This window comes from Bradyrhizobium sp. KZN70725 (assembly GCF_055264925.1).
The window spans coordinates 19,594-30,895 of record NZ_JBUYWT010000077.1; the positions used below are offsets into that span (position 1 = coordinate 19,594).

Here is an 11,302-nt window from a genome sequence, read left to right on the forward strand (position 1 = left end):
GGTCACTTGTGTGAGGTCACTTCTGGACCTGTACCTCCGTCTCGATGGTGCCTGCTTTCTGAAAAACGATCGCGCATTTGAAGGTCTCGCCCGGCGTGAGCGCCTGACGCATCTGCAGCAGCATGACGTGATAACCGTCACGCTTCAGCTCGAGCATTGCCTTTGCCGGCACTGGTATATTGGATATCGAGCGCATCGCCGGTGCGCCTTCGCCGCGATCCACAGTATGACGCTCGGAAAAATTCGCAACCGGGCAGCGGACACGAAGCAGCGCATCGGCGCTGTCGGCCTCGTTCTTGATCGTCATCGTCAACGGTAGGTCCCCGCCCGCTTTGTCGACCGCCGGCACGCGCGCGTCCACAATCTGCAAGGACTCGTTCGCGGCGGCGTTATGCATCACTCCGAACGTGCTGATCAGGCAGAATAATGGCAACGCGATCCATGATCGGCACGCAACGGCGCAATGCAACTCCCGCTCGAACGACATCAAGTTCTCTCCCAACATGATTTTTGCAGCATTGTTTCATGCTTCGTCGTGCGCTGCCAGCAATAGATCGCGAACGCTGCATCAACGCGATTTTGGGCACGCATAGCGGCCATGCTAACTTCCTGCGCATGAGTGCTCGATAAACTTCCGCCGGCACAGCGCGACGCAGCACATGCCGCACTGCGTCAGGTGATCGGCACCGCGGCGATCGACGCGGTCACATCGGTCTCGGGCGGCGCAACGTCGGCGCAATTGTTCCGGATCGATGCAGGCGGCGAGAATGATTTGCTCCGAATTCGAAGGAATGCCGAACCCGCTGCGCAATCCGTTTCAGTATGTGTCGCTCAGGATCGCCGCCGAGGCCGGCATCGCGCCGCGACTCCATCATGTCGACGAGGCCTCGCGCGTCGCGGTGATGGATTTTGTGCAGCGGCAGCCGCTCGGCCGCTATCCCGGCGGCCTGCCGGCGCTGGCGAAGGCGCTCGGCGAATTGCTGGCGCGCCTGCAGGCGACGCCGACCTTTCCCGCTTTCGTGCGCTACCCCGACATCGTGGCCCGGCTCTGGGCCCATGTCGGCCGCACCGGCCTGTTCGCGCCCGGCGTGCTTGAGCGCTGCAACGCGCACCTCGCGCGCATCCGCGCGGCCTATGCCTGGGATGAGGCCAACTCGGTGTCGAGCCACAACGACTCGCTCCCCGCCAACATCCTGTTCGACGGCAACAGGCTCTGGATGATCGACTGGGAATCCGCCTATCGCACCGATCCGCTGGTCGATCTTGCGATTGTCGGCGATAGCCTGGCGCGGACGCCGGAGCTGGAAAGCATCTTGCATCGTGCCTGGCTCGGCCGCCCGCTCGACGAGCCGCTCCGCGCACGGTTCGCACATGTCCGCGCGCTCACCCGGCTCTACTATGCCGGCGTGCTGCTCAGCGCATCCGCGACGGCGCCGCGCACCATACCCGATACGAGCCTTGCCACACCGACGCTCGCCGAGCTCGCAGAGGCCACACGCGCCGGCCGGCTCAAGGCCGGCACGCCGGCGGCCAAGCACGTGCTGGGCAAGATGTTCGTCGCCTCGTTCCTGACCGAGGTCGCGACGCCCGGCTTCGATCTTTCGGTCTGACGTTCAACCCGGCGGATCGAACGTCGACGGAAACTGCGGCGCAGCTCACTGCGGCACCGGGTGCAGCCTTGCGAGCTGGTCGAGCGACAATTCGGCCTCGCGATCGCTCAGGGGAAAACGCACGATCACGTCCTGACGCGCCAGCTGGCCCCACAGCGCATCCGACGACCATTTCTGCGGCTCGGGTCCGCGCGGACCGTCGACCCAGATGAAATACCATTCCGCCATGGAGGCGACCAAAGCTCCTCGCCGGAACATTGGTCCTTCGCCGGCCAATCCGCAACGCCCGATTTCGTGCGCGGCGCGACAGGTGGGGCTATTCGTACGGCGTGCCGTCCTTGTGCAGGAAGCGGCCGTCGGAGCTCGGGCTCATCATGTCGATGTCGGAGCAGGTGATGACGTCGGCGCGCGAGCGCGAGCCGACCTCGAGATAGGTCGCCGTCATCTGCGACCTGTTGATCAGATGATGCCCGTTGCCGGAGTTCTTCGGAAACGCCGCGCAATCGCCGGCCCGCAGCACCGTCTCACCGCCGTCCTCCACCAGAACCACTTCGCCCGCGAGCACATAGACGAACTCGTCCTCATCCGAATGCCAGTGGCGCTGGCTCGACCAGTTGCCGGGCGGCAGCCGCATCAGGTTGACGCCGAAGTCGGCGAGCCCGCCGGCATCACCGAGACGCTGCCGCACCCGCTCGGCGCACGGCGCGGCGAACTCCGCCGGATAGCCGGTCCCGTTGCGTTCCGGCACGTTTGCAAGGTCGACCCTGGGCATGGCGTCTCTCCGGCGGTTGGCGGGCGAACGAGCGATCGGGCCGACTGCAATTGGTTTCATGGAAGGCGGCAGCAGGAAGTTCCGAGGTCAGCCGCCAAATCGCTGCACCAGTTTTGAACCTTTGGCCGTGCTTATCTGCTGACCGGTCAAATCGCTTCCCACGCTCAATCCCTTCGTCATCAAGTTGCTGCGCAGGGCGGCCTGCTTCTCATCGGCGTAATCTACGTCGACGTGGTCGAGACTCATCAAATGCCCAAGTTCATGGGCCCACGCGCGTCCGTTGGCAAAGTCATTGCCATACCATTGGACAAAGCTTGCCGGCTCGGGATCGCTATGAAGGTACGAGCCGCCACCGGCCGAGAGATTGACTATCGGATTGACGAGATAGATGTGGACCGCATTGTCGGGAGCATGCCGGAAACTGAGAACATCCAGCACGCGCTGATCATTGTTGCGCGCGCTCTTCGCCATATCGAGCGGCTTATCTTCCACGTAATCATTGATCACGAACGCGATCTTGGCCTTCGCCCAGATCTTATTGACTACATCCAGTGCCTTTTTGGCGGTCTCGCCAGTCCATTTTTGCGGCTCGGCGACACCTTTCTCGGCAAATGGCGTAATGTAGATTTTCAGCGGAATAGACATGTGCGTCTCCAGAGATTTCGACGACACCTGCGGTGGGCGTCCACACGTCGACGTCCGGATCCCGAGGACGCAGATTTCGATTCTTTCGGGACTCGCACGTCTCAGCTCGAACGGATCGGCGTTGCTTCCAGATAGACGCAGTTCGCGCTCCTATGGAAGAGGCCCGAGGCTGCGACAAACGGCCGAGACGACCGGGCTGAACCTTGTCGACGCCACCGAGACTAACAACGCGGCCGTCACACGCTGACGATCCGGCACGAGCATCGCTTGAGCATGCGAGTTCAATTCCGAGATCACTATCGAGAGATGGAACTTCGCTTGGCGAAGCCCAGGCGGATGCCGGCACTGCCAGCCATTCCGGCGCTAACGATAAAAAACAGATATTTCAATATCTTACAGGTCAATCGGCATTTGTTCGGCCGTGCACCACCGGCCCTACACGCTTCGGTGTATCCTTGAACAATCTCGCTGCCCCGGACGACAACATCAGGAATGGATTGGACTCAAGTTTGTTCTCTACGGAGGTATGCCGGCGCCCGTAACGCTTGACGCAGTGGAGTTTGCGCGCGGCCACCTTCGATAAAGCTGCCGTTGTTTCGAGCCGATTTTTGGACGTTCGCCATGCGCTACACGCTCCTCCGAGTTCTTGTTGTTCTTGCTGCTTCGGTTCTCCTGGCGTCTCAGCCAGCCTGGGCAACGAAGCGAGTGGCTTTGGTGGTCGGCAATTCGAACTATCAAAATGCGCCACTACTTCCGAATCCTGCCAATGATGCCACCGCTATCGCCGCGACCTTGAAGGGCGCCGGGTTCGATTTGGTGGAGTCTCGGCTGAACCTGACCTCGAGCGACATGCGGCGGGCACTGAGGGATTTCGCCGATCAAGCTCGCGATGCAGACATCGCCATCGTCTACTATGCAGGTCACGGAATCGAGATCGACGGGACGAATTACCTGATTCCGACGGATGCCAGGCTTGAACGCGACACTGATATCTATGACGAGGCCTTCTCGCTCGATCGCGTCCTGCTGGCCATCGAGCCCGCCAAACAGCTCCGCGTCGTGATCGTTGACGCCTGCCGCAACAATCCATTCGCCGACACGATGAAACGAACCGTCGCTTCGCGCGCGATCAGCCGCGGGCTCGCCCGGGTAGAACCCGCCGTATCCAATACGCTGATCGCGTTTGCGGCGAAGGCCGGACTGACCGCGCTCGACGGCAACAGCACGAACAGTCCCTACGCGACAGCGCTGGTGAAATATATCGCAAAGCCTGGACTGGACCTGCGCAGGGCTTTCGGCTTCGTCCGCGATGATGTCTTGCAAGCGACCGGCAACCGACAGGAGCCTTATGTTTACGGCTCACTGGGCGGTGAGGACGTTGCCCTCGTGCCAAAGGCAGAAGAGCCCGCGCCGCCGCCGGCTAACGCCTCGTCGGAGATTCGTCGCGACTACGAATTGGCCCTGCAACTGGGTAACAAGGCCGCTATGAGCGCGTTCCTCGCCCAGCACCCCGACGGCTATTACTCAAATCTGGCCAAGCTTCAGCTCAATCAGATCGACGCGGAGGACGCACGCGTTACCGCCACCCGGAAAGCGCAGGAAGCGGAGCAGCAGAAGGCTCGGCTTGCGTCCGAAGGTGCCCAGCGAGCGGAGCAGGAAAAGGCGGCCGCAGAATTCAAGGCCGCGGAGGATGCCCGTATCGCGGCAGAAAGAACAAAGCAGGCGGCGCAGGACCAAGCTGCCGAGGCTGAACGGAAGCGGACCGCATCCCAAACCTCAACGGTCGCCATGCTTTCCGCGAACGGACCCGCGCCCGACAGCGCCAAGCCGGATAATATTGCAACCGCTACCCCATCGCAGAATAGCGAGGGCGCGAAGGTTGCCGCCCTGAACACGGCGCCGCCGCAGGAGGATCTTGCCAAATCGGTGCAGAGCGAATTGAGCCGGGTTGGTTGTTTCACAGGCTCCATCGACGGTGAGTGGAACGCGGCCTCGCGTCGCTCCCTGACCTTGTTCAACCGGCACGCCGGAACCAAATTTGACGTCAAGCTTGCAAGCCTCGATGCGCTCGATGCGATCAAGCTGAAGCCGGCCCGGGTTTGCCCGCTGATCTGCGAACATGGCTACAAGGCCGACGGCGACCAGTGCCGCAAGATCACCTGCGCCGAGGGCTCGTTCCTGAACGAGGATAACGAATGCGAGAAGCGGCGCGGGAAAAAGCCGGTGGCGAAGCGCAACACGGATGAGCGGCCGTCGCGCGCCGATCGTCCGGTCCGTGAGAGGCCCGAGCCGCAAGCCGACACTCCCCGACGACAGGCGACTGCGAGACCCTCGGGTGGCAGCGGCCAGATCGTGTGTGATGCTTATCTATGCCGCCCGGTCCGTCGCGGATGTCATCTCGATTACCGTGGCGGCGGAGGTCCCGGCGGCGGTACCGGCAATGTTGAGGTCTGCAACTAGGACGGCCACGGCGGCGCGCTCGAGATCGGGCCGCCGTCTCCTCCGCAATCGGTCATGCCCGGGGGCAACGGAGCCAAACCGCAGGGCCCTGCATGCAAGAAGCCGAACAGCAGCCTCCGCCACAAGGATATTCACCACATGATCGCGCGGGACGGTCTCCTCGACCGCCCGGGCAGCCTGAGCAATGCGATCGCTGACCTACTTGATGGAGTATGATTTGATGTCGAACGACCAATTGTTCGGCAATAGTCTTCCGCCGCCGCTGTCCGGTATCCGCAGCTGACTGGTCCAATCCGACAGATAGCTCAACGTGTCGGCCGGCCCCTGAAGCTTGCGCTGAATGTCCGGCAGATCGAGCAATTGCACGCGTCGCTCGCTCAGGATCGCAACGATGACGGCGGACCCGGCCGGCGGCGCGACGACATATTCAAATCCACGTTGCTGTGCCGCCGGGGTCGGAACGATGAATTGGACGCCAGGCTTGACAAGATTCATGTCGGGTCCGACCGACTGCGCCAATAGCTCGGCAGTCGGGAAGATCTGGGACATCCGCCCTTCCGCATCAACATCCACCAGCATCAGATAGCCCGGCTTCCTGGCGGTTACGCCGAATGACACCTTGCCGCCAATGTTGACGGTTGGACCCGGCAGGATTTCAAGCGCCACGCCGGCGGCATTTGCCGGGCCGCGCGGGGCCTGTACGCGCCAGAGCAACGGAGCATTCGTCGCACCTGCCGATGGAGCGGCCGATGGCGGCGGCGTCGCCCACGCGGCCCCGCCTCCTGCCAGCAGCAGCACGATCGCGAACCAGGATTGCTTGCGGGAAACCAGTTTCGCTGGCGACATGACCGGGCTGTCACAGCTTCGTCAGGGAACGCTGAAAAAGCCGATTGACGCGATCCGCGCGTCCGCCGGCAGGTAGCGCTCCAGACTCTTGATCACCTGCCCCGAGGCACGGCGCCGGTTGAGCTGCATCAGGACCGTCTCCAGATCAACCATCCGCTGCTGCGAGGTTACCGCGACGATCTGCTCGGCGCCGAACGGCTCGCCTACCCGAAGAGGCAGCCGCAGATTTGCTGACCGAGCCATCGCGGCATCGGAACCCACCGGATACAGCATCTGGATGGTTCCATCACCGGACACGTTGAATAGCAGCACCGCCCGCGAACCGACGTCGGACAATTCGACCTCGACGGTCTGTCCGCTGCGCTGCTGTCGGTCATCCGGCCAAATACGCATCAGCTGCGGCGACTGCGTCGCCATGCGCTTCAGCTCCCGAATTGCCGCGGTTCGGTTGACCACTGTCGTCAAACCGCCAACGTCGACGCCATAGGCGACCACGTCGCCCCAGGCGATCACATCATGGGATACGGGGTCCCAGATCAGGTCGGGATTATCAGTCGGTTGAACGGCCTGCACGCTGGCGTCCTGCGGCTTGACGCTGGTGAAATAGCCCATCTTGCCGTCAAGCGCTGCCAAGCGGATCGGCGTGGTGAGGCGGAAGGGCGGCAGTGCGGCACTGGGCGCGGCCGGGGCGGTCGCAGCGGCACTGGTTGGACCGGTTTGCGACTTGGCCGTAACGGCCGGCGGCGGAGGGGTCTGCTTCTCGGCGGACGCGACGGTAGCGACCTGGCCGGAGGCAGCTCTCGCCGCCGTCCCCTGGATCAGCACCACGCCGCGGGTCAGTTCGAACGCGACCTCGGTTTCCGGCGTCTGTGCCGGCGACGATACCGTCACGATATTCTGGCGCTGGTCGGACAGTTGATAGACCACCTGCCGAACATTGCTGAAAAGCTCTTTCAGGGTCACCTTGCCATCATGATTGATGTCCGCGTTGCCCTCCACGGCGCGCGCAACGGCATAACTCAGGGCGCCGCGCAGGCCATCGATCCCCGGAATCCGCACTTCCGGCGCCTTGGTGTGCCGATCGACCGCGGCGATGAACGCGGTGTGGTCGAGATCGAGTTCGGACTTCGGGTCGTCGCTGCTCGACACCGGCTTCAATTCATCGACCAGCAGCGTGTAGCGGGGCACCTGCCGAAAACTCATCTCAGCCGCCCGCGGATCGATATCGCGCACCATTCCGCCGCCATGGCAGGTATCCGCGACGAAAATCACCCTTGCGCCGCGCAATTCGAACTGCCGGATGAAATGGTTGAATTCGCTTCCCAGAATGCGCTCGACAGATCCTGCCGGCGTGGTCGCGAATTCGGGCAGCAAGAACACGTTCTCCATTCCGTCCGGTTCGGAGCCCTTGATCCGCTCCGGCTCCTGCGTGCCGTGGCCTGCGATCGACAGGAAGACGAGATCGTTGCTCTTGGTCCGCTCCACCAGTGAGCTGATTTCGCGCAGCACGCTCGCCCTGTCCGCCTGTGCATTGGTCAGCTCGACCACATCGCTGACGCCCATGGTCCTCAGGCTCGACACGATGTCATTGGCGTCGGCGACCGCGCCCTTCAATTTGCGTACATGCTGGTAGTCGTCGATCCCGATGACGAGCGCCCGGAGCGCCGCACCGTCGGGATTGCTTATCGACAGTTCACCCGCCGCATGCGCGCGCTGGAGTGGCAGGCCGATCAACGCGGCGAGCAGGATGGCGGCACACAGCCAACCGGTCCTTCGATCAAAGCCCCTGAGCGTTCGCATCGCGATCCACCTCGATATCAAGCAGGTCCGCCCTGGAACCGCACCGGCAAGGCAGAGCGGCAGGAATGCCGTCCGGACCTCCGGAAACCAGCGCGCAGGCGGTGATCCATGTTCATCTGTAGCCTTGGCAAGACCTCAGGTTCAGCGCCGTTTGTTCGCCGTCTTGCGGCCTGTCGGCGCCTCGGTCTCCTGATAGGCGTTCGCGGAAACGGTCGTCTGATCGTCTGCGAACGCCCGAAAGCGGACCGGAACGTAACCGCGCGCAAGCAGGCTCGCGAGCGGGTAGACGTTGCGGCAGACCCGACCGTTGCAGCCACCCGTCGAGGATTCCATGACCTCGGCCTTGCGATCCGGGGTGAACCGCAGGAACAACATCACGTGGGAACCCGGTTTGTTCAGGGCGTCACCAGGCTTGAGGTCCCAGGGGTTGGTCACCGGCGCGGCGATCGCGGGAATGGCAGCGGTCGTGTAATGGACGGATAGTCCCCACGTGGCACTGACGAACGCCGAACAGTCGACACCCGCCACATCCGGCCGTGGCTCGTTACGGGTGCAGACATTGCCCGCCAGGGTCCCGCCGTCGATCCGCTGCCGGAAATTCGCGAGCGAACCGTGGCAGCCCCAGCAATAGGGCACACCCCGCACTTCCTGGTTTACCTTGCCCTGCAGATACCACGGCCGGCGAATACGGCTGAAACCGGAGCATTGGCTGTCGGGATCGCTGCCGTAGTTCGCCGGTGTCAGCTTCCACTGGATGCCCTCAAAGGCGAAGGCCGTCTCGATCGCCTGCTGACGATTGGACGGCCGCACGGCGGCGGTCGCATTGAACTTGATATCCGGCCGCGCCGCCGCCGGCGCGGCCGCCGTGCGCGACGGCCTGACGTCAATGACGGATACCTTCCCCAGGGGGCGGAAGCCGACACCAACCACCTCGACGCCATCCGGCTTGGTACGCAGAAAATAGACGTCGCCGTCGCCCGAGACGGTGACGAACCGCCGGGTCACGGGCGTGTTCTCCAGCGGCAGCTCGTAGATACCCTCAAGGCGTCCGTTCGCGGCATAGCGTGCGACGAAGGTGGAGGCATTCTTGCCCGACGGCGGAATGTCCTCGGCCAGCACGTAGAAGCGGTCGCTGTTGTCGATCTCGAGAAACTCCACGGTGCCGAGCTGGTTGCGGACGCGCAGGCCGAGCTGACCGATGGTCTCGTTGGAGACCATGGTCTGGATTTCGACCCGAACGCCGGCATTGCCCTTGTCGGGAATGATATCGGCGATCACCGATCCCTTGCTGCGCGAGGCGATATATTGCCGATCGGGCTGTCGCGTCGTCCTCACGATGGCCGCGCGCGTATTCTGATCCAGCAAGTCGGTCGGGCTGCTCAGCGCCTGCGAGCCCATCTGTGCGAAGGCCGAAATGGCGACCTGGTCGTCGGTTCCGCGGGATGAGACTTCCTCCAGTTGGATCTCGTCGCCGCCCAGCCCGCGTGTGGACTGTCCTGGTGCCGCCTTCAGCATTCGCACACCGCCGTCCCAAACCATGATGTCGTCGTTATGGACGACGAGGTCGGTGGGCTGGACGTCGCCAGGCATCTTCAGGATGTCGGGAGCAGTGTTCGGTTGCTTGGGGTCGAACTGCAGAATGCGGCCATTGATTTGATCGAGCACAAACAGATTTCCCTGTCCGTCAGCGCTGAGCGCTTGCGGGCCCGCGAGTTCGACGTCCTGGCTGGCCGCGACGATCCCCACCATGGATGCAGCCGAACCGCCGGCAAAGCTTCGCACGACCGCATCGTCGGCCCGTGCCCCGGTGGCCGCTATGGCAGTGCCAACGATAGAGAGCCAGATCCAGCTAGATCGACGAAGCATATCCGCCTCAATGTAACCGAACCGAATGCGGCGTCAGTCCGACTAATCCAAGACTGCCTAATCCAAGACTGCGCGAGTGCAGTGTCAATTGGTGGCGAGCAACCCCGATCCCGTTCAACTCTTTCACTGGACGGTGATAGTCCGAACTCCTTCAGCCTGCAGTGCAAAATCATGGCCAGAAACAGATTTGAGCAAGTCAGCGAAATCCAGCCCGACGCGATTACGCTGGTTTTGAGACGCGACAATGCCGGCGCCTCCGGGTCAATCGTGTTGCCGGCCGCCGCAAGCGGAGGTCGCCGGAGCAGCGACCAGGTCAGCGCCCATATGCCCGCCCAGGATGCCTTTCGCGGCGCAATCCGTCTCGCCAATGACATGAAGCTCGCGATCGTGGTTTGCGACCCCGATGGCGTCTGGAAGCCGGAATGGGGCGACCTTTATCAGGCGATCGATTGACCCGCACGGGCAGACGCTGCGGCGCCGCATGGAGGCCGGCATGGCAAATGGAGCGTTAAGCGGGCTGTCGTTGAGGTCGCGAGCCTTGATGATCGTCCTGTTGGCCGCAACCGGCTGGCCTGCGCGGGCGAACGATTCGGCAGCCGAATTGTCCATCGGCGGGCTGCAATTCGTCCGCACCAAGGACGTGGCCATGGCGAGCGAGGAGCTTCGTATCGGGCTGGACCGGGTCAGCGTTCGCTACCAATTCGTCAACCAGACGAGCAAGCCGGTTGCGCTCACTGTCGCCTTTCCGCTGCCGGACATCTACCTGTCCGAAGCCGAGAGCATTGCGCTTCCATCGAGCGATCCGGTCAACTTCGTCGAGTTCGAGACGAGGATCGACGGCAACCCGGTGCCGCTGGCCATCGACCAGCGCGCCATGGTCGGCAACAAGGATGTCACCGCCCTCCTCCGTCAGTTCAAGCTGCCTTTGCTGCCGCTCGGTGATCGGGAGATACGGGTGGCCGACCTGCCGGCGACAACCCGCACGAAGCTGATCGATGATGGCCTTCTGATGCCTGCCGGCATGAGCGACAACGGTCGCCAGCAATACACGCCCGGCTGGATAACCAGGACGTCGGCTGTTCGCGAGCAAGTGTTCCCAGCAGCGCATACCGTCACGGTCGAACATCAATATCGCCCGAGCGTCGGCTCCAGCCCTGACACGGTCCTGCGCGCGGGCCTACGTCGCAGCGCGGCGCTAAAGCGTGATGGCATTAGGTCCGATAGCCTGAATTTTTCAGGTAGTTGGCGCATTCCTCGGATGTGAAGGCATCGAGTGCGTGGCTGATTGCGGCGCAGACCGCGT

At 62.9% G+C, this 11,302-nt stretch carries 11 protein-coding genes; 4 read left to right on the forward strand and 7 right to left on the reverse strand.

Translation table 11 applies throughout. The features are described from left to right. Positions 1–16: 16 nt before the first annotated feature. Positions 17–487, reverse strand: coding sequence for a copper chaperone PCu(A)C (locus ACZBJS_RS38225; RefSeq protein WP_307720401.1), 471 nt, complete (start codon positions 485–487; stop codon positions 17–19). A gap of 280 nt (positions 488–767) precedes the next feature. Between ACZBJS_RS38225 and ACZBJS_RS38230 the strand changes: the two genes are divergently transcribed. After that, positions 768–1,610 carry a phosphotransferase gene (locus tag ACZBJS_RS38230; protein WP_316397678.1) on the forward strand — a complete coding sequence of 281 codons (843 nt, stop codon included), beginning with the start codon at positions 768–770 and terminating at the stop codon, positions 1,608–1,610. A gap of 45 nt (positions 1,611–1,655) precedes the next feature. On the opposite strand, the gene ACZBJS_RS38235 is transcribed toward ACZBJS_RS38230, so the two are convergent. The 3 genes from ACZBJS_RS38235 to ACZBJS_RS38245 all read right to left on the reverse strand — a co-directional run bounded on the left by ACZBJS_RS38235 (position 1,656) and on the right by ACZBJS_RS38245 (position 3,027). Further along, positions 1,656–1,838, reverse strand: a complete 183-nt coding sequence (locus ACZBJS_RS38235) for a hypothetical protein (protein ID WP_168857061.1) — start codon at positions 1,836–1,838, stop codon at positions 1,656–1,658. 88 nt (positions 1,839–1,926) lie between these two features. Then, on the reverse strand, positions 1,927–2,382 hold the full coding sequence (locus ACZBJS_RS38240) for a cupin domain-containing protein (RefSeq protein WP_253639602.1): 456 nt from the start codon (positions 2,380–2,382) through the stop codon (positions 1,927–1,929). 87 nt (positions 2,383–2,469) lie between these two features. Beyond that, positions 2,470–3,027, reverse strand: coding sequence for a zinc metalloprotease (locus tag ACZBJS_RS38245; RefSeq protein ID WP_253639601.1), 558 nt, complete (start codon positions 3,025–3,027; stop codon positions 2,470–2,472). 621 nt (positions 3,028–3,648) lie between these two features. Here ACZBJS_RS38245 and ACZBJS_RS38250 point away from each other — a divergent pair. Continuing rightward, positions 3,649–5,487, forward strand: a complete 1,839-nt coding sequence (locus tag ACZBJS_RS38250; RefSeq protein WP_253639600.1) for a caspase family protein — start codon at positions 3,649–3,651, stop codon at positions 5,485–5,487. A 198-nt stretch (positions 5,488–5,685) separates the two neighbouring features. Here ACZBJS_RS38250 and ACZBJS_RS38255 read toward each other — a convergent pair whose 3' ends face one another. The 3 genes from ACZBJS_RS38255 to ACZBJS_RS38265 form a co-directional block, all read right to left on the reverse strand. After that, positions 5,686–6,285: a DUF4384 domain-containing protein gene (locus ACZBJS_RS38255; RefSeq protein ID WP_253639599.1), complete on the reverse strand. Its 600-nt coding sequence runs from the start codon at positions 6,283–6,285 to the stop codon at positions 5,686–5,688. A 69-nt stretch (positions 6,286–6,354) separates the two neighbouring features. Further along, entirely contained in the window at positions 6,355–8,133 is a 1,779-nt protein-coding gene (locus tag ACZBJS_RS38260; RefSeq protein ID WP_316397679.1) for a caspase family protein, read from the reverse strand. A gap of 141 nt (positions 8,134–8,274) precedes the next feature. Continuing rightward, on the reverse strand, positions 8,275–9,999 hold the full coding sequence (locus ACZBJS_RS38265) for an NHL repeat-containing protein (protein ID WP_076831460.1): 1,725 nt from the start codon (positions 9,997–9,999) through the stop codon (positions 8,275–8,277). Positions 10,000–10,080: 81 nt separating this feature from the next. On the opposite strand from ACZBJS_RS38265, the gene ACZBJS_RS38270 reads away from it, so the two are divergent. Together ACZBJS_RS38270 and ACZBJS_RS38275 are read left to right on the forward strand one after the other, a co-directional pair. Next, complete coding sequence (locus ACZBJS_RS38270) at positions 10,081–10,452, forward strand: hypothetical protein (RefSeq protein WP_316397680.1); 372 nt, start codon at positions 10,081–10,083, stop codon at positions 10,450–10,452. Between the two features lie 88 nt (positions 10,453–10,540). Further along, entirely contained in the window at positions 10,541–11,263 is a 723-nt protein-coding gene (locus tag ACZBJS_RS38275) for a DUF4424 family protein (RefSeq protein ID WP_463440000.1), read from the forward strand. Positions 11,264–11,302 lie beyond the last annotated feature (39 nt).

What these genes read in the sequence shown, in the direction of transcription:
- ACZBJS_RS38225 (WP_307720401.1), bottom strand. Translation starts at nt 487, where the DNA reads ATGTCGTTCGAGCGGGAGTTGCATTGCGCCGTTGCGTGCCGATCATGG.
- ACZBJS_RS38230 (WP_316397678.1), top strand. Translation starts at nt 768, where the DNA reads ATGATTTGCTCCGAATTCGAAGGAATGCCGAACCCGCTGCGCAATCCG.
- ACZBJS_RS38235 (WP_168857061.1), bottom strand. Translation starts at nt 1,838, where the DNA reads ATGGCGGAATGGTATTTCATCTGGGTCGACGGTCCGCGCGGACCCGAG.
- ACZBJS_RS38240 (WP_253639602.1), bottom strand. Translation starts at nt 2,382, where the DNA reads ATGCCCAGGGTCGACCTTGCAAACGTGCCGGAACGCAACGGGACCGGC.
- ACZBJS_RS38245 (WP_253639601.1), bottom strand. Translation starts at nt 3,027, where the DNA reads ATGTCTATTCCGCTGAAAATCTACATTACGCCATTTGCCGAGAAAGGT.
- ACZBJS_RS38250 (WP_253639600.1), top strand. Translation starts at nt 3,649, where the DNA reads ATGCGCTACACGCTCCTCCGAGTTCTTGTTGTTCTTGCTGCTTCGGTT.
- ACZBJS_RS38260 (WP_316397679.1), bottom strand. Translation starts at nt 8,133, where the DNA reads ATGCGAACGCTCAGGGGCTTTGATCGAAGGACCGGTTGGCTGTGTGCC.
- ACZBJS_RS38265 (WP_076831460.1), bottom strand. Translation starts at nt 9,999, where the DNA reads ATGCTTCGTCGATCTAGCTGGATCTGGCTCTCTATCGTTGGCACTGCC.
- ACZBJS_RS38275 (WP_463440000.1), top strand. Translation starts at nt 10,541, where the DNA reads ATGATCGTCCTGTTGGCCGCAACCGGCTGGCCTGCGCGGGCGAACGAT.